This is a genomic window from Novosphingobium subterraneum, from assembly GCF_000807925.1.
GTDB classification, from domain to species: Bacteria; Pseudomonadota; Alphaproteobacteria; order Sphingomonadales; family Sphingomonadaceae; genus Novosphingobium; species Novosphingobium subterraneum.
The window spans coordinates 1-17,171 of sequence record NZ_JRVC01000007.1 but is presented as its reverse complement, the minus strand read 5'-3'; the positions used below and the strand labels follow the sequence as shown (position 1 = coordinate 17,171).

Here is a 17,171-nt window from a genome sequence, read left to right as displayed (position 1 = left end):
ATCAGCGCCGCGAGAGCGCTTCCTCGCTTTCGGCCATGAGCTGGGCGATGATCTCGGCCACCGGCTCTTCCTTCGTCACCATGCCGACCGACTGGCCAGCCATGACCGAACCGCGCTCGACGTCGCCGTCGATCACCGCACGGCGCAGCGCGCCTGCCCAGAAGTGCTCGATCTCGAGCTGGGCGGCGGCCATGTCGAGCTTGCCCTCGTCGAGCAGCTTGGCCACTTCCACCTGCTTCGCGGTAAACTCCTCGGTGCCCTTGTTCTTGAGCGCGCGGACCGGAATCACCGGCAGGCGCGGATCGACCTGCACCGAAGCGACCGCATCGCGCGCATTGCCACGGAAGAACGCCGCCTTGAATGCCGGGTGCGCAATCGATTCCGTGGCGCAGGCAAAGCGGGTGCCAAGCTGCACGCCCGAAGCACCCATCTCGAGGTAGCTGGCGATCATCTCGCCCCGCCCGATGCCCCCTGCCACGAACACCACGTGGTCTTCAGCCAATGCGGGCAGGAATTCCTGCGCAAGCACCGAGGTCGAGACCGGCCCGATATGGCCGCCCGCTTCCGAACCTTCGATCACCAGCGCGTCCGCACCGGAACGCAGCAGCTTCTTCGCCAGCGCCAGCGTCGGCGCAAAGACGATGACCTTGGCGCCAAAGGCCTTGATCGCCTCGACGCTGCCCTTGGGCGGAATGCCGCCTGCCAGCACGACATGGCCGACCTTGTGCTTCGCACAGACCGCGATCAGGTCGAACAGCGCCGGGTGCATCGTGATCAGGTTCACGCCAAAGGGCTTGTCCGTCAGCGCCCTGGTTGCGGCAATTTCGGTATCGAGGAGTTCGGGCGTCATCGCCCCGCAGGCAATCACGCCGAAGCCCCCGGCGTTGCTGATTGCCGAAACAAGGTTGCGCTCCGACACCCAGCTCATCGCCCCGCACAGGATGGCGTGCTCCGTGCCGAGGAACTCGGCGCCGCGGCGCATGAGGGCTGATGTCTTGGGTGTTGCAGGCATGCTTCGAGAATCCCGTCCGAAAGTCCGGCGCGCGCTTTAGGGCGGGTTTGGGGCGGCAACAAGGCCGGACTTGGCCGCATCATCGCCAGAAGCGATAACTCTGCGCAAGTTAACCTGTTTTACCGATCATGCCATGTCCGGTAGAAGGCTTGCATCAAGTGGGTTCCCCCTCACCCACCGAGCCCCGAGAGCCGGTCGTCTCAATCTCCTAGACTGGCCCGGGTCGCACCCCGCCCTTTGGCTCCGGATCGGGCCGGAGGGCGGGGTTTCATTTTGCCTGGCCGCAGATTTCGCCTAAGCGCGAGGCATGACGGAAATCCTCTCGGGCCAGACGCTTGTTCGTGCCGACATCGCTGCGCTTGCCGGCAAGGCCCCGCAACACCTCGAATCCTGCGACCTCGACGAGGCGAATCTCTCCAAACTCGACCTCTCGGGCTGGACGTTCGAAAGCTGCTCGATGCGCCACGCCGATCTTTCCGGCGCAAGGCTCGCCCGCACGGTCTGGCGGTCGACCAAGGCGCCGTTTGCCAACCTGACCGGCGCGGATCTTGAAGAAGCGCAGATCCGAGGCTGCGATCTCAACAACGCATCGCTGCGCCGCGCCAACATCGGCTCGGCCAAGGTCGTCTCCACGCGCATGACCGGCGCGGACCTGCACATGGCCAAGGGCATGGGCTTCACCTTCGAGGAAGTGCTGCTGGTTGGCGCGCGCCTGCCCGGCCTCTCTTTCCGCAAGGAGAAGCTGGTGCGGCTCGACATGGCGCAGGCGGACCTTGCCAAGTGCGACTTCCGCGGCGCCGTGCTTGAAGGGTGCAGCTTGCGCGAAGCCAATCTCGATGGCGCGCAGTTTGCCGGCGCAGACCTTCGCGGCGCGGACCTCGGCGGGCTGCAACTCGAAGACGCCCGGGTCTTCCGTGGTGCCGTGATTTCGCGCGAGCAGGCCGAACAACTGCTGTCAGGCTGGGGCCTGCTGATCAGGTAACTGTTGCCTGCCGGGCGCCTGGCTGCCAGTCGAGAGCCAGGCGACAGCGTCTCCGGGCCGAGTGGGGAAACGGGAAATGCGTCAGGCTTTCGGAAGGTTTGCAGCGGGCAGGATCGCTGCCGTCATGGCAGGCGGCCTTGTCCTGTGGGCAATCTGGCGCCTTTTCGCGGGCCTTTCCGTCAGCAGCTTCTGGCAGGACGAGATCTTCTCGATGCGTCTGGCAGAGCAGCCGACGTTTACGGCCATGCTCGCGCGCGCGGTGCAGGACACGCACCCGCCGACCTTCTACTCCCTGCTGTGGGGATGGGTCCGCATGGCGGGCTTTGACGAGCCGTCTGCGCGGCTCCTGTCGGTGGCATTCTCGCTCGGCTTGATCGCCGCCGTGCTGGTCTTGCCCCGGCCCGGCACAAGGCTGCGCCCTCGCCTGTTGGTTGCCGCCCTGGTGGCATCTTCGCCCTTCTGGGGTGAACACGCCGCGGAGATCCGATCCTATGCGATGGTAAGCTTCGTGCTCGCCGTTGCGGCGCTGGCATCGTCGCGCGTGGCTGCGGCAACTTCGGCTGCAGGTCCGGCAAGTGTCTGGGGTGGCATGTTCGTCGCTGCGGCAACGCTTGCCAGCGCGACCCACCTCTTCGCGCTCTACGCATCGTGCTGGATGTGCGTGGCGCTGGTGCTGGCGCGTCCGGAGGCGTGGCGGCTCGCGCTCGCCGGCCTGGCCGGGACGGCGCTGGCGGGGATGGCCTATGCCGCCCAGATCCTCCTGTTCCACGACTTCGGCGTCTCGGCCAAGATCTTCGCGCCGAGCGTGAGGTTCCTGGCCGCAAGCGTGCAAAACGGCCTGCGCACCGGCGGAACCCCGGCCATGCTTGCTCTGGCCGCGACATGCCTGCTTGGCGGCGCAATTGTCCTGATCGGCAAGCGCAAGACGCCGCGCCAGGAAAAGGCGCCGCTGCTGCACGACCTCGCCCTGCTCTGCGGCCCGGTCATCGTTACGCTGGCCGGGCTGATTGTCACTCTCGTGGTGCCCAGCATGAATTATCGCGGTCCTCAGGTGGGACTGGTTCTCGGCTGGTGCGGGCTGATCGGCCTGCTGGACAGCCTTTCGCGCAGATGGCCAACGCTGACAACGATCGCCGGCCTCGCCGCGCTCCTTGTCACCGCGCTCGAGCTGGCAACCTGGCAACGCCCCACACCCTTGCCGTCAAAGCAGGATTTCCGGTCCCTCGCCCGCCATCTCGCCAGCTTTTCTGCCTGCAGGAACACAGTCGTGCCCGTCTTGCGCAACGTCGAGGAAGTCCCGGACTTCTCGCCTGCCAAGGAAATCGGCCTGCGCCAGCATATGCAGGACCGGTTCGGCTACTATGAGCGCGCAACCTGGCACGATTACCGCCCCTTCGTCATCATGCACGGAGCCTACGTGCACGCATGGGCGCCGCGTGATCTGCTCGCTGCCCGGATCGCCGGGACCGATCCTTGCCCCGTCCTTGCCGTGGTCGCCGATATCCGCAGCTATCGGCCCGAGGCCATCGAAAAGACCATGCGCGTGGCAATCAGCGCGAACGGGGGCGACCCCAGCCGCCTGACAGTGCGCTGGTTTCCCCACCATGGCGGAGGAAGACCGGGCCGGATCGTGCGCCAGCTCGCGGTCTTCTCGCTGTCGTCCCCCTAAGGGTCAGAAGGATTATTCGCCGTCCATCTCGTAGGCGGTGTGCAGCACGCGCACGGCGAGTTCGGTCTCGTCCTCGTCGATCAGCACCGAGACCTTGATCTCGCTGGTGGTGATCGCCTGGATGTTGATGCCACGATCGGCCAGCGCGCGGAACATCGTTGCGGCAACGCCTGCGTGGCTGCGCATGCCGACACCGACGACGCTGATCTTGGCGACCTTGCTGTTGGCCAGCATGCGGTAATAGCCGATCGTGTCCTTGCGCTCTTCCAGCAGCGCCTGGGCACGGGCGAGGTCAGCCAGCGGGACCGTGAAGGTCACGTCGGTCTCGCCCTTGTCCTTGGCGATGTTCTGGATGATCATGTCGACGTTGATGTTGGCGGCGGCCAGCGGGCCGAAGATCGCGGCAACCGCGCCCGGACGGTCGGAAATGCGCGTCAGGGTGATCTTGGCTTCGTTCTTGTCGGCAGCGATGCCGGTGATCAGCTGGCGTTCCATATCCAATCCTTCAAGCTCTTCGTCAGAGACAATCATCGTTCCCGGAATCGTATCGGCAGCGGGCGCATCGTCATCGATGAACGAGGACAGCACCTGCACGCGCACGCCTTCCTTCATGGCAAGGCTGACCGAACGGGTCTGCAGCACCTTCGAGCCGACCGAGGCCAGTTCGAGCATTTCCTCGTAGGTGACGTTCTTCAGCTTGCGCGCCTTGGCGACGATGCGCGGGTCGGTGGTATAGACCCCGTCGACGTCGGTGTAGATGTCGCAGCGATCGGCCTTGACCGCCGCCGCCACGGCCACGGCCGAGGTATCCGAACCGCCACGGCCCAGCGTGGTCACGCGGCCCTTGTCAGACACGCCCTGGAAGCCGGGGATCACGGCAATCTCGCCCGATGCCATCGAGGCCAGCACCGCTTCCGAATCGATGCCTTCGATACGCGCCTTGGAATGGGCATCGTCGGTGTGGATCGGCAGCTGCCAGCCGAGCCATGAACGCGCCTTGCAGCCCAGCGCCTGCAGGTGCATCGCCAGAAGACCAGACGTCACCTGCTCGCCGCTGGCAACGACCACGTCGTATTCGGCCGGATCGTAAAGCGGGTTTGCCTCGCGGCAGAAGTTGACGAGGCGGTCGGTTTCTCCCGCCATGGCCGAGACGACCACCGCAACCTCGTGCCCCGCGGCCTGCTGGCGCTGCACGATGCGCGCCACGCGGCGGATGCGCTCGGTTCCGGCCATCGACGTGCCGCCGAATTTCATCACGATGCGGGCCAAGGGCTTGCTCCTGAAGTCTTGCGCGTAAGAATCTTGCCCGCAAGGTCGGTGGACCTTGCAGCGCGGGCGCTTTAGGGACGGCTTATGAGCAATGCAACCTCTGCGAATACCATTCGCCCAGCGACCATCAGAGAATCTGAAGCCGCCCACTTCGGCAAGCTGGCGGCGGACTGGTGGAACCCCAAGGGCTCCTCGGCCATGCTGCACAAGCTCAACCCGGTGCGCCTCTCCTTCATTCGCGACGCCATCGACGCGCATTTCGGCAACGATTCGCGCGCAGCAAGGCCACTGGCTGCCAAAAGGGCGCTCGACGTCGGTTGCGGCGCCGGCCTGCTGTGCGAACCGCTGGCCCGGCTCGGCGCGGAAGTGACCGGGGTGGACGCAGCCGAAGAGAACATCGCCGCCGCCCGGCTCCATGCCGAAGGTTCAGGGCTCGGCATCGACTACCGTTGCGGCGATGTCGGCCAGCTCGGCCTTGCAGGCTACGACCTCGTCACCTCGATGGAAGTGATCGAACACGTGGCCGACAAGGCCGCCTTCATTGCTGCACTGGAGGCTGCGCTCGCCCCCGGCGGGCTGATGATCCTCTCCACCCCCAACCGCACCACGCGCTCGCGCCTGCTGCTGGTTGAAGGCGCAGAGGCCATCGGCATGGTGCCCCGGGGTACGCACCACTGGGACGATTTCATCACGCCGGTCGAACTGCACGACCTGCTCGAGGACGCGGGCCTCAAGATGGGCAATCCCATGGGCATCGCATGGAGCGTGTCGAAGGGCCTGCACCTGTCCGACGACCTCGCGCTCAACTACATCGCCACCGTGACCCGGAAGGATTGAGCCATGGCCGAACGCTTCGAACGCCACAAGCAGGCCTGGACCGCCGACGAAATCAGCAAGCTGCACACGCTCGCCAAGAAAGGCATGGCCCTCAAGGCCATCGCCAAGGCCCTCACCCGCAGCGAGGAATCGGTCAAGCAGCGGGCCAAGAACGACGGCCTTTCCATCGCCAAGCTGCGCTGAGGCCTCTGCCCTGCCCCCGCTCATCCGGAGCTTGTCGAAGGCTGCCTGGCGCACGATGCTTCGACAGGCTCAGCATGAGCGGCGGTGATGAATTTGCTAAAAAATCCGCTCGTCCTGAGCTTGTCGAAGGACACTGGCTTGGCACGAAGGCGCTACGAGGTTCACTCCGCCGCAGAAGGCAGGAACTTCTCGACCAGTTCGCGCGCCAGCCGGGCCGGGCGGAGCGTCTCGGCATCGAGGCAGCACCAGCTTGATTTCACTTCGGCCAGCACTTCCTCGCCGCGCTTGATGATCGTTTCGTAGAACGCGCGTGCACCCTGCACTTTCTCGAGGATCACGTGGGCAATCACGGGGTCATTGAGGAAGGTCGGGCGGCGGTAGGTGATCTCGTGCTTCAGCGCGACCCACAGGTGCGCGGCGACCGCCTCGGCCGGGGCCAGCGCACGCCAGTGGTCGATCACCGCATCCTGCACCCACGTGAGGTATGAGGCGTTGTTGACGTGGCCCATGAAGTCGATGTCATCGGGCTTTACGGCGATTGGGACGAGATGGGGGATCACGTTGCTCACACTGATGTAGGTAACATGATTCGCGGCACTTTGACAGGCGCGAGATCACCCTTTTCGCTGCAGCAACACTTTAACTTGAGAGAAGTTCCTCAACCCATGCCGGGACGATCTCCGTAGCGGCGCCAAGACGGGTTTCGTGGAACCACGCCGACCCCTGACTACGCTCGAGATTGAGCTCCAGCGTCTGCACGCCAAGGTCCCGCGCGGTGCGGACCAGCCCCGCCGCCGGATAGACTGCACCAGACGTGCCGATCGATACGAACAGATCCGCTTCCGAAACCGCCCGATAGATCTCGTCCATCCGGTAAGGCACTTCCCCGAACCACACCACGTCCGGACGCAGCGCCTGCATGCCGCAAGTCGGGCACTCTGGCCGATGGAGCAACGGCCCGGTCCAGCGGTGCCGCCGGTCGCAAGAGGTGCACCACGCCTTGAGGTGCTCGCCATGCATGTGCAGCACGTTCAGCGCACCGCCCCGCTCGTGCAGATCGTCGACGTTCTGCGTGACGATCAGCACTTCGCCACCCGCCCGCTTCGCCCATTCCCGGTCGAGCCGGGCCAGCGCGTAATGGGCGGCGTTGGGCTCCTTGGTCTGGATCGCCTCGCGCCGCATGTCATAGAACCGCAGCACCAGGTTCGGGTCACGCGCGAAGGCCTCGGGCGTCGCCACGTCCTCGACCCGGTGCTGCTCCCATAGCCCCCCGCCTCCGCGAAAGGTATCGATACCGGACTCTGCAGAAATTCCGGCTCCGGTAAGAATGACGATATTGCGTGGGGTGCTCATCACGACCATGAAGCACGCGACGTGAAGGATAGGCAATGACCAGAATCGGAATCATCGGCAGCGCTGGACGAATGGGCAATGCGCTGCAGGCAGCAGTTGCAGCAGCCGGGCACGAATTTGCCGGCGGGATAGACAAGGGCGGCGACCCGCTCGCCCTCGCCCAGTCCAGTGACGTGCTGGTCGATTTCTCCGCTCCGGGCGCGCTCGAATTCAATCTCGATGCCGCGATCCACACCGGCGTGCCCATCGTCATCGGTACCACCGGGCTCGAGGAGCGCCACCACTGGCTGATCGATTCGGCAGCGGTAAGCATCCCCGTGCTGCAGACCGGGAACACCTCGCTGGGCGTGACCTTGCTCAGCCACCTGGTGCGCGAAGCTGCCTCCCGCCTCGGCGAGGACTGGGACATCGAGATCGTCGAGACCCACCACCGCATGAAGGTCGACGCGCCCTCGGGCACCGCGCTGCTGCTCGGCGAAGCGGCAGCCAAGGGGCGCGGCGTGCATCTGGCCGATGAAGCCGTGCGTGGCCGCGATGGCATCACCGGCGCGCGCAAGGCCGGCACGATCGGCTTTGCCGCCTTGCGCGGCGGCTCTGTCGCAGGCGACCACTCGGTCCACTTCCTTGCCGATAACGAACGCCTGACCTTCTCCCACCTCGCCGAAAATCGCGGCATCTTCGCCAAGGGCGCGATCCGCGCGGCGGAGTGGATCATCGGCAAGGCACCGGGCCGCTACACCATGCCGGAAGTGCTCGGGCTCTAAAATGAAGTCGGCGGACATCTTCGAATTCTTCCGCCGCCTCGCCGAGGCCAACCCCTCGCCCGAGACCGAGCTGGAATACGGCAACGTCTACCAGCTTCTGGTGGCCGTCACGCTCTCGGCACAGGCGACCGACGTCGGCGTGAACAAGGCGACGCGCAAGCTGTTCGCCATCGTCAAGACGCCGCAGGACATGCTCGACCTCGGCGAGGAGGGCCTGAAACAGCACATCAAGACCATCGGCCTGTTCAATTCCAAGGCGAAGAACGTCATGGCCATGGCCGAAATCCTCGTGCGCGAACACGGCGGCGAGGTTCCGGCAGACCGCGATCTCCTCACCCAGCTCCCCGGTGTGGGGCGCAAGACCGCCAATGTCGTGATGAACTGCGCGTTCGGCGCGGAAACCTTTGCGGTCGATACGCATATCTTCCGTGTCGGCAATCGCACCGGCCTTGCGAAGGGAAAGACGCCACTCGCCGTTGAGAAAGGGCTGGAGAAGAAGGTTCCCCAGCCGTTTCGCGTCGGCGCGCACCACTGGCTGATCCTGCACGGACGCTATGTGTGCAAGGCGCGGACGCCCGAATGCTGGCACTGCGGGCTGGTTGATCTTTGCAGCTTCAAGGGCAAGGTTCTTGAAAAAGGAGCCAGGCCCCCGGCAGCGAAGAAAGCCAAGGCTCCGCCAAAACGAAAGGAGAGCAAGGCATGAAGCGCGTGACTCCATTTCTGATCGCAGGCCTTACGCTGGCGGTGGCGGGCTGCACCGCTGATGCCAAGCAGGGCAATGACGGCCATCGCGCCGACATTCCCAAGGCCAAGGTCGTCGGCAAGCCGGTGAATTGCCTGCCTCTCCAGACCATCCGCGAAAGCCAGGTCCGCGATGACTGGACCATCGACTTTCGCACCAGCGGCGGCCAGTGGTATCGCAACACCCTGCCCAACCGTTGCTTCAGCCTCGGGTTCGAGCGCGCCTTCTCCTACTCGACCTCGCTCACCCAGCTCTGCAATGTCGATATCATCACGGTGCTGGTGAACAACGGCGGCCCCGGCCCGATCAACCGGGGCGCCTGCGGCCTGGGCGAATTCACTCCGGTCGAACTGGAGAAATAGGGCCTACTTCTCGTAGTTGACCGGGTCGAGGTTAAGCCCTGCCCGACCATCGGCCACGGTATGGGCAGGTGCGTGCGGTGGCTCGGCATCGGGGGCCAGCGGGGGCTGCAACATGCCTTCCCACTTGGTGATGACCGAGGTCGCCACTGCATTGCCGACGACGTTGGTGGCGGTGCGCCCCATGTCCAGGAAGGTATCGACGCCGAGCAGCAGGGCGATGCCCTCGAGCGGCAGCCCGAATTGCGTCAGCGTGGCGGCAATCACCACGAGGCTTGCGCGCGGCACCCCGGCAATGCCCTTCGAGGTCACCATCAGCGTCAGCAGCATGGCGATCTGCTGCCCGATGGAAAGCTCGATGCCATAGGCCTGCGCGATGAACATCGTCGCAAAGCTGGTGTACATCATCGAACCGTCGAGGTTGAAGCTGTAGCCCAGCGGCAGCACGAACCCTGAAATGCGGCGCGGCACGCCGAAGCGGTCGAGTTGTTCGAACAGCTTGGGCAGCGCTGATTCGGAACTCGCGGTCGAAAACGCCAGCAGCAGCGGCTCGCGAATGTAACGCGCCAGAAGGAAGATGCGGCCCTTGAGGAAGATCCCGCCCAGCGTCAGCAGGATGATCCACAGCAGCAGCAGCCCGAAGTAGAACTCCGAGACGAACACGCCATAGGTCACGACGATGCCGAGCCCCTTGGTCGCGATCACCGAAGCCAGCGCCCCGAACACGGCAAGCGGCGCCATGCGCATGACATAGTCGGTGATCTGCAGCATGAGATGCGCCAGCGCCTCGCAGCCGCGCACGATCGGCGCCCCAGTCTCGCCGATGGCCGACAGCGCCACGCCCGCGAACAGCGAGAACACGAGGATCTGCAGCACGTTGTTCTTGGCCATCGCGTCGAGGGCACTGGTCGGGAAAATCTCGAGCACGAAGTGGCGCAAGGTGAAGTCCGCCGTCGCCAGATCGCCCACTGGCCCGGCGGCCGTGAATTCCAGCCCCACCCCTGGCTTGAAAAGGTTCACCAGCAAGAGGCCGAGACCGATCGAGATCAGGCTGGCGGTGATGAACCATGCCAGCGCCCGCCCGCCGATCCGGCCCAGCGCCGCGCTGTCGCCCATCCCGGCGATGCCCGTCACCAGCGTCGCCAGAATCAGGGGCGCGATGATCATCTTGATCAGGTGCAGGAAGATGTCAGGCAGCAGCTTCAGCGTATCGGCGATCTGCGCCAGCGTTTCGTCGCCCTTGGGATAGCTGGTGTTGAGCACGTAACCGACGAGGATGCCGAGCACCATGCCGATCACGATGTAGAGGGTAAGGCGCTTGGCCAAGAAACGTGCTCCCGCAATTTTGTTGCAGAGGAGACTAACGACCTTTCACCAGCGGCTCAACCGCCGCCGATCTTTTAACAGCAGCCGCTTTTAGCCGACTTGCCCCCGGTGCAGCAGCTTCTGGTCCGCCAGCACCAGCGCCATCATCGCCTCAACCACCGGAACCCCGCGAATGCCCACGCATGGGTCATGACGGCCCTTGGTGAACAGCTCGGTCGCCTCACCCTCTCGCGTGATCGTCGGCATCGGCGTGAGGATCGAGGACGTCGGCTTGAACGCCACGCGCACCGTCACCGGCTGCCCGGTCGAAATGCCGCCGGCAATGCCGCCCGCGTGGTTCGCCAGGAATTCAGGCGCCCCGGAACCCGGCCGCATCGGATCGGCGTTGCCTTCGCCGGTATTGCGCGCCGCCGCGAAGCCGTCGCCGATCTCCACGCCCTTGACCGCATTGATGCCCATCATCGCGTGGGCGAGTTCGGCATCGAGCTTGGCATAGAGCGGTGCGCCCCAGCCGGCCGGAACCCCCGTCGCCGCGCATTCCACCACCGCACCCAGCGACGAGCCCGATTTGCGCGCCTCGTCGACCAGCTTTTCCCAGCGCGCCGCCGCCCACGAATCCGGGCAGAAGAAAGGGTTGCGGCCGATCTCGTCGGCATCGAAGTGATCCATGTCGATGCGGTCGCCACCGATTTCGCTCACCCAGGCAAGGATCTGGACTTCGGGGATGACCAGACGCGCCACGGCGCCAGCGGCCACGCGCGAAGCCGTCTCGCGCGCCGACGAGCGCCCGCCGCCGCGATAGTCGCGGAAACCGTACTTGGCATCATAGGCATAGTCGGCATGACCGGGGCGATAGGCCTTGGCCACGTCGCCATAGTCCTTCGAACGCTGGTCCACGTTCTCGATCATCAGGCTGATCGGCGTTCCCGTCGTGCGTCTGACACCATCTGGGCCCTCGAACACGCCCGAGAGGATGCGCACCTGGTCCGGCTCCTGCCGCTGCGTGGTAAAGCGCGACTGGCCGGGGCGGCGCGCGTCGAGGAACGGCTGGATCTGCGCCTCGCTGATGGCAAGGCCGGGAGGGCAGCCGTCGACCACCGCGCCAATCGCGGGCCCGTGGCTTTCGCCCCAGGTGGTGAAACGGAAGAGGTGACCGAAGCTGTTCAGGCTCATGGGATGGCGCTTTGTCGCAGATGCGCGGAAAAGTCCACCTTTCGGCGCGCGGGCCATCGCGCTATCGCTTGCCCCATGTTCCTCGTCGTCTTCCGCAACCGCAAGCGCGCCGATATCGATGCCGCCGCCTACTCTGCCGATGCCCAGGCGATGGAAGAGCTCGCCGTGCAGCAACCCGGTTACCTCGCCTTCAAGAGCTATACTGCCGACGACGGCGAGGTCATTGCCCTGTCTGAATGGGAGGATGAGGCATCGGCACTGGCATGGCGCCGCGTTGCCAGCCACGCCGAAATGCAGGCAAGAGGCCGGACCGAATACTACGAGAGCTATACCCTTTTCGCGGGCACGCCGACGCGCGTGCACCGCTTCAACAGGCAGGACTCATGAGCATCACCGTCTACGGCATCCCCAACTGCGACACGGTCAAGAAGGCGCGGGTCTGGCTCGACAAGCAGGGCATCGCCTACACCTTCCATGACTACAAGAAGCAGGGTGCCGACCCCGCCCGGATCGCCCAATGGATCTCCGCCGCCGGACTCGACAAGGTGGTGAACAAGGCCGGCACGACATACCGCAAGCTCGACGAGGCCCAGAAAGCCACCCTTGCCGGAGACGACGCCCCCGCCGTGCTCGCCGAAAACACCTCGGTCATCAAGCGCCCAATCGTCGAGCATCCGGGCGGCTTGCTGGTCGGTTTCAACGAGGCGGAGTGGACCTCGGCATTAGCCTGATTTCGTGTCCGTGAACGGGCTGCCCCCCCGGAGTTTCCAGTCTCTACCGTCGTCCCGGACTTGATCCGGGGCTAGGCTTTTCTTCAGTCTCACCGCTCACAATAAGGAAGCGGGATCCCGGGTTAAGCCCGGGATGACGATGAAGGGTGGTGCTGGAACAACTTGACAAAAAGAACCATATAGGTTATACGCTCCGCCCACAGGTCAGGAGAGGGCACAAGGCCAACCCGCTCCTCTCCCTTCGGAAGCTGACGCTGCGTGCGGACGCTTTCGGCGCGATCGGTGCGGCAGGTGCGCTGCGGGTTCAACGAGGGGCGTTAAGCCCAGACCCACCGGGCGATCCCTGCCGTTACCCAAGGACAGACAGGACAACCCAGGGCTGATAGCACGGCGCCGAACCCTGAGCGACGCTGCGGATGCGGAACCCGCCATGATTGTGCGACAGTGTCAGCACAAACGACAGGTTCTTTTCACGCAGCCGCTTGCCAGAAGCCAAGGCAGTACGCGAGCCGCTGCCAAAGCTTCGTCCTTTCACATATGTCCGCCCTCAGGCTGAGCCGACCAGGGGCCCGGAACCGCCCCCCGGCCACTCGCAACCGGTCCCGCGCCCCATCCTTTGCGTGCCAAACGGCACCGCACCGGTCGCGCGATCTGCAAGCTTCCCACCGGCGTCACCGGTCCGCATTCGCCAGCGGATGATGCTCTTTGTTGGAGAGAAGAAGGGTTTCTCGCAGAGGCGCGGAGCGAGCAGAGATCGCGGAAAAGAGTACGGCTTGCGCCCGGGCTGTCATGCATAAAGACGGGAAGACGCAAAGGGATTGCGCGCGCCGCAGGCCTTCAGTGCCGATCGCACGAAATGCCAGCATTGTGAGGCGGCTTTGCCACATGGCGCGCCATCTTCGCGTCTTTGCGTCGTTGGGTCAGATACCTCTTTCTTCTCTGCGATCTCTGCTCCCTCTGTGCCTTTGCGAGATACAAGCGCGTAACCTTCTCCGCGCCTCCGCTCGAAACACCCTTCCCAAGCAGGCGTGGGTGCAGAAGCTTTGCCACAACAAAAAAGGGAGCGGTTCGCACCGCTCCCTCTTGTCTTCAGCCCTCGGGCTAAGTCCTTAGTTCGGACCCTTTTCGAAAGTGGCGAAGTTCTCGTTGCCGACGAAGCCGAACTTCGTGACCTTGGCGTCCGTGATGATCTTCATCAGCCGGTTCGCGATCTCGTAGCTGGCGAATTCCTCGGGCTGGAACTGCAGTTCCGGCTCGGGGTTGATCCCCTTCGTCGAGGCGATGATCGAGACCAGCTGGCCTTCGCTTACCGAAGCACCATTCCAGAGGATCTGGTTGGTCGCGGTCAGCACCAGCTTGTTCTTGATCGGATCGATCGTGACGTTGTTGGGGATGTTCGTCGGCTGCGGGAGGTCGATGTTCACCGCATGCGTGGCCACCGGGATGGTGATGATGAACATGATGAGGAGAACGAGCATGACGTCGATCAACGGCGTCGTGTTCATTTCCATCATCGGCGAGCCATCATCCTTGCCGCCGCTCATTGCCATGGTTGGTACTCCTGTTCGCTCTCTGGACCTGTCGAGGGTCCGGGCTTAGCCCGGATCGACCGGCGTCGAGATGAAGCCGACTTTGGGATAGCCAGCGGACTGGACGTTGTAGATGGCCCCTGCGATGCACTTCCACGGCACGTTCACGTCGCCACGGATATGCACTTCGGGGATCTTCTCGGGGTCCATGTTGGCGGCGCCGCCTTCACGCTTCACGATCGCATCGAGGCGATTGAAAGCCTGCTGGTACAGCTCCTGGTTGTCCACCGGGGTGATGTTGTTGAAATAGACGCGGCACTGGCCGGTGCGCGAAGAACCCTCGTAACCGGGTTCCTTCGGGCTACGGCCTGCGGCGTCCGTCGAGACGACCGACAGCATCAGGTTCTCGACCTTGTCCTGCGATTCCTCGCTGACAAGCACGGGGACTTTGAGCTTCTCGATCGACTGGATCGCGACGGGCACCGCGATGAGGAAGATGATCAGCAGCACCAGCATCACGTCCACGAGCGGCGTGGTGTTGATGTCCGACATCGGGCGTTCTTCTCCGCCAGCGCCGCCTACAGACATTGCCATGGGTTACATCCTATCCGTTTTGAGCCGCGAGAGGGGCCGGAGCGATCCGGAGAAAGACTCCGGCCTGGGACCCGCGTTCCGGAAAGGGGCCGGGGACATGCCGCCGGCCCGGTTCTTTGCTTACTTCTTGACCGGAGCGGCCGGGGTGGCCGGAGCAGCCGGAAGAGCAGGCTTCACAGCGCCCTTCGAGTTGATGTTCGCCAGGATGTCGGTCGAGAAGCCCGAGAGCAGCTCTGCGATCTTCTTGTTGCGAGCCTGCAACCAGTTGTAGGCAAGCACGGCCGGAACGGCGACGAGCAGACCCAGCGCGGTCATGATCAGAGCTTCACCGACCGGACCTGCGACCTTGTCGATCGAGGCCGAACCGGCGAGGCCGATGTTGATCAGCGCGTTGTAGATGCCGACCACGGTACCGAACAGACCGATGAACGGAGCGGTAGCACCGACGGTGGCGAGGAACGGAAGGCCGCCGGCGAGGCGAGCGTTCACGAACGCTTCCGAGCGGGCGAGCGAACCGTGCAGCCAGTCATGGGCTTCCATGGCGTCGGTCATCTTGCCGTGCTGGTCTTCGGCGGCGATGCCGTCGTCGACGATCTGGCGCCATGCCGAGTTCTTTTCGAGCTTCGCAGCGCCTTCACGCAGCGAGGGAGCGCGCCAGAACGTGCCGATGTTCTTGTACTGGCCGATGATCTTGTTCTGCTCCATGAGCTTGGTGAACAGGATGTAGAACGAACCGAACGACATGATCGCGAGGATCACGAGGGTGGCGATGCCGATCCAGTTCGGCTGACCGTTCGGGAACAGGGCTTCCTTGATGCCGAAGGACTTCTGCGGCGCTGCGGCGCCAGCGGCGGCAGCAAGAGCGTAGATGAACATTGCGAGTCTTCCTCTTCAATTCAAATCAAAGTGCGTGAGTGCCGGTCGGACCAGGCTCTCGTGTCAGTTCCGCGGTGCGGATCAATCCTTCGGGATGACCCAGCGGATCGAGTTCGAATACGAGCCCGTGGTCGGCTGGCCTTCACCGTCGGTCGCGGGCGTGAAACGCGCGCGGCGGCGGACGTTGGCGCAGGTCGCCTCGTCAAGATCCGGGCTGCCTGAAGATCTGGTGATCTGGCAGTCCGTCACCTTGCCGTCGGTACCGACCGTGACACGGAAACCCGTGGTGCCTTCACGCTCTTCGCGAAGCGCACGCGAGGGGTAGTCGTTCGACGTCGCCCAGTTGCCGGGATTGCCCTTTGGCGCAGCGCCCTTGGGCTGGAAGCGCGGCGGGGGCGGAGCGGCAGGCGGTGCAGGAAGAGCAACCGGCGCCGGCGGAGCCGGGATCGGAGGAGCTTCATTGACCGTCTGAACCTGCGGCGCCGGCGCGTTAAAGCTGATCGGCGGCGGAGGCGCGACGATCGGCGGCGGCGGCGTGTTCTCCTTCGGAGGCGGCGGCGGCGGCGGCTCCTCCGGCGGCTTCTCTTCCTCGATGTTGACCGCCGAGGTCACCTCTTTGACCTTCTTGAACGCCTCTTGAGCCAGGCCCGTAACGAGCGCGTAGCCAACGGCGACATGAAGAATCGCAACGACGATGAGCGCGGTGATCTTGTTACCGCTCATCTGTTGGTCAGCGTATGCCATTCAGCTCCAATACTCCTGATCGCCCACCCGGGCCCGGAGCACGCGCATGACGGCCCTGACCAAGGTGGTGCCCGCGCACAGGATCACCGTCCTGCCCGAAGGCCAATCCAGCAAATTTCAATCCACCCTGCCGGCAACCCGGTCCGCCGACATCAAACCAGGGGGTTTGGCGGCGGCAAGCGTCGGGCTGCTTGTTTTGGATTGCCCGAACCGGCGCATCTTTAACGGCGAAGCCAAAGGCGCGCAAATGCTTTATCCGTTAACTCGTGATTCATGGTTGCACTGCCTGAAATCAGCCAGAAACGAAGCGCGGATTCCGCCGGAGACCCTGTTATGCCTAGGTTTGTATCGAATGCTGCGCTCCCTGCCGCTGCCTTCGCAATGCTCTTTTCAGGATTCGCAGCCACCTCGGCCAGCGCTCAGCAATCAGCGATTCGGCGTGATGACGGCGCTGTCACCGCCGGGGCGGCGCCTTCTCTTACCTACGCCGACCTTGCCTCGCTGGCCGACGCTGCCGAGACCGTGCTGCGCGTGCAGGTGCGCAAGGCATCGCGGCTCAAGCCCGAACAGGCTCCCGGCGTAGCCCTGGGAATGGCCCGCGTGCTGATCGAAGCCCGCACCCAGACCGTGCTGACTGGCCCCGCCATGGGCGAGACCGTGCGCTATCTGGCCGATGTTCCGCTCGATGCCCGGGGGAAAGTGCCGAAGCTTTCGAAGGCGGTCATGCTGCTGTTTGCACGGACCGTGCCCGGTCGCGCCGGAGAGATCAGCCTTGTCGATGCCGGCGCACAGTTGCCGTGGTCGGGCGAAACCGAGATGCGGACGCGTGCGATCCTCACCGAAATGCTTTCGCCCGACGCGCCGCCGCGGATCAAGGGCGTGCGCGAGGTCCTTCATGTCCCCGGCAATCTTGTCGGCGAAGGCGAAACGCAGGTGTTCCTGCAAACCCAGAACAATGCGCCGGTATCGCTCTCTGTCGTCCGCCGGCCGGGCATGGAGCGGACCTGGGGCGTCAGCCTGTCCGAGAT

Annotated in this window: 20 protein-coding genes; 10 read left to right on the top strand and 10 right to left on the bottom strand. The window is 64.4% G+C overall.

Annotated features, from left to right (window positions below; all coding sequences use genetic code 11):
- Position 1: 1 nt before the first annotated feature.
- Positions 2-1,012 (bottom strand): NAD(P)H-dependent flavin oxidoreductase, encoded by a 1,011-nt coding sequence (locus NJ75_RS08340; protein WP_039333419.1) that lies wholly within the window; start codon positions 1,010-1,012, stop codon positions 2-4.
- Positions 1,013-1,319: 307 nt separating this feature from the next.
- Here NJ75_RS08340 and NJ75_RS08335 point away from each other — a divergent pair, with 307 nt between their 5' ends.
- Both NJ75_RS08335 and NJ75_RS08330 read left to right on the top strand, forming a co-directional pair.
- Positions 1,320-1,994 carry a pentapeptide repeat-containing protein gene (locus tag NJ75_RS08335; RefSeq protein WP_039333417.1) on the top strand — a complete coding sequence of 225 codons (675 nt, stop codon included), beginning with the start codon at positions 1,320-1,322 and terminating at the stop codon, positions 1,992-1,994.
- 76 nt (positions 1,995-2,070) lie between these two features.
- Positions 2,071-3,663 (top strand): hypothetical protein, encoded by a 1,593-nt coding sequence (locus NJ75_RS08330; RefSeq protein WP_156135740.1) that lies wholly within the window; start codon positions 2,071-2,073, stop codon positions 3,661-3,663.
- Positions 3,664-3,675: 12 nt separating this feature from the next.
- Here the strand turns inward: NJ75_RS08330 and NJ75_RS08325 are convergent, their stop codons facing one another.
- Positions 3,676-4,932: an aspartate kinase gene (locus tag NJ75_RS08325; protein ID WP_039333413.1), complete on the bottom strand. Its 1,257-nt coding sequence runs from the start codon at positions 4,930-4,932 to the stop codon at positions 3,676-3,678.
- 84 nt (positions 4,933-5,016) lie between these two features.
- On the opposite strand from NJ75_RS08325, the gene ubiG reads away from it, so the two are divergent.
- Positions 5,017-5,769, top strand: coding sequence for a bifunctional 2-polyprenyl-6-hydroxyphenol methylase/3-demethylubiquinol 3-O-methyltransferase UbiG (ubiG, locus tag NJ75_RS08320; RefSeq protein ID WP_039333411.1), 753 nt, complete (start codon positions 5,017-5,019; stop codon positions 5,767-5,769).
- A 3-nt stretch (positions 5,770-5,772) separates the two neighbouring features.
- Positions 5,773-5,952, top strand: a complete 180-nt coding sequence (locus tag NJ75_RS08315; protein ID WP_039333409.1) for a hypothetical protein — start codon at positions 5,773-5,775, stop codon at positions 5,950-5,952.
- Positions 5,953-6,113: 161 nt separating this feature from the next.
- Here the strand turns inward: NJ75_RS08315 and NJ75_RS08310 are convergent, their stop codons facing one another.
- Positions 6,114-6,521, bottom strand: coding sequence for an acyl-CoA thioesterase (locus NJ75_RS08310; RefSeq protein WP_039333408.1), 408 nt, complete (start codon positions 6,519-6,521; stop codon positions 6,114-6,116).
- Positions 6,522-6,591: 70 nt separating this feature from the next.
- Complete coding sequence (locus tag NJ75_RS08305; RefSeq protein WP_039333689.1) at positions 6,592-7,305, bottom strand: NAD-dependent deacylase; 714 nt, start codon at positions 7,303-7,305, stop codon at positions 6,592-6,594.
- A gap of 35 nt (positions 7,306-7,340) precedes the next feature.
- Between NJ75_RS08305 and dapB the strand changes: the two genes are divergently transcribed.
- From dapB to NJ75_RS08290, 3 genes are read left to right on the top strand one after another with little or no spacing between them, the layout of a single operon-like run.
- Entirely contained in the window at positions 7,341-8,069 is a 729-nt protein-coding gene (gene dapB / locus NJ75_RS08300) for a 4-hydroxy-tetrahydrodipicolinate reductase (RefSeq protein WP_039333406.1), read from the top strand.
- Position 8,070: 1 nt separating this feature from the next.
- On the top strand, positions 8,071-8,772 hold the full coding sequence (nth, locus tag NJ75_RS08295) for an endonuclease III (protein ID WP_039333404.1): 702 nt from the start codon (positions 8,071-8,073) through the stop codon (positions 8,770-8,772).
- Positions 8,769-9,173, top strand: coding sequence for a hypothetical protein (locus NJ75_RS08290; protein WP_039333402.1), 405 nt, complete (start codon positions 8,769-8,771; stop codon positions 9,171-9,173). Before nth ends, NJ75_RS08290 begins: the two co-directional genes overlap by 4 nt.
- Positions 9,174-9,176: 3 nt before the next feature.
- Here NJ75_RS08290 and NJ75_RS08285 read toward each other — a convergent pair whose 3' ends face one another.
- Together NJ75_RS08285 and aroC are read right to left on the bottom strand one after the other, a co-directional pair.
- On the bottom strand, positions 9,177-10,496 hold the full coding sequence (locus NJ75_RS08285) for a dicarboxylate/amino acid:cation symporter (protein WP_039333401.1): 1,320 nt from the start codon (positions 10,494-10,496) through the stop codon (positions 9,177-9,179).
- A 90-nt stretch (positions 10,497-10,586) separates the two neighbouring features.
- Positions 10,587-11,669, bottom strand: coding sequence for a chorismate synthase (gene aroC, locus NJ75_RS08280; protein WP_039333400.1), 1,083 nt, complete (start codon positions 11,667-11,669; stop codon positions 10,587-10,589).
- 75 nt (positions 11,670-11,744) lie between these two features.
- On the opposite strand from aroC, the gene NJ75_RS08275 reads away from it, so the two are divergent.
- Positions 11,745-12,056, top strand: a complete 312-nt coding sequence (locus NJ75_RS08275; RefSeq protein WP_039333399.1) for an antibiotic biosynthesis monooxygenase family protein — start codon at positions 11,745-11,747, stop codon at positions 12,054-12,056.
- Positions 12,053-12,400 (top strand): arsenate reductase, encoded by a 348-nt coding sequence (locus NJ75_RS08270; RefSeq protein ID WP_039333398.1) that lies wholly within the window; start codon positions 12,053-12,055, stop codon positions 12,398-12,400. The genes NJ75_RS08275 and NJ75_RS08270 overlap by 4 nt, the downstream gene beginning before the upstream one ends.
- Before the next feature lie 1,109 nt (positions 12,401-13,509).
- Here NJ75_RS08270 and NJ75_RS08265 read toward each other — a convergent pair.
- The 4 genes from NJ75_RS08265 to NJ75_RS08250 all read right to left on the bottom strand — a co-directional run bounded on the left by NJ75_RS08265 (position 13,510) and on the right by NJ75_RS08250 (position 16,143).
- Positions 13,510-13,950 carry an ExbD/TolR family protein gene (locus NJ75_RS08265; protein ID WP_039333396.1) on the bottom strand — a complete coding sequence of 147 codons (441 nt, stop codon included), beginning with the start codon at positions 13,948-13,950 and terminating at the stop codon, positions 13,510-13,512.
- 45 nt (positions 13,951-13,995) lie between these two features.
- The gene (locus NJ75_RS08260; RefSeq protein ID WP_082013322.1) at positions 13,996-14,523 is read right to left on the bottom strand and encodes an ExbD/TolR family protein; all 528 of its coding nucleotides are present in this window, start codon (positions 14,521-14,523) and stop codon (positions 13,996-13,998) included.
- Between the two features lie 120 nt (positions 14,524-14,643).
- Positions 14,644-15,399 (bottom strand): MotA/TolQ/ExbB proton channel family protein, encoded by a 756-nt coding sequence (locus NJ75_RS08255; RefSeq protein ID WP_039333391.1) that lies wholly within the window; start codon positions 15,397-15,399, stop codon positions 14,644-14,646.
- Between the two features lie 81 nt (positions 15,400-15,480).
- Positions 15,481-16,143 (bottom strand): energy transducer TonB, encoded by a 663-nt coding sequence (locus NJ75_RS08250; RefSeq protein ID WP_039333390.1) that lies wholly within the window; start codon positions 16,141-16,143, stop codon positions 15,481-15,483.
- 333 nt (positions 16,144-16,476) lie between these two features.
- Between NJ75_RS08250 and NJ75_RS08245 the strand changes: the two genes are divergently transcribed.
- Positions 16,477-17,171 (top strand): hypothetical protein (locus tag NJ75_RS08245; RefSeq protein ID WP_039333687.1); only part of this gene is annotated, 695 nt, incomplete at its 3' end.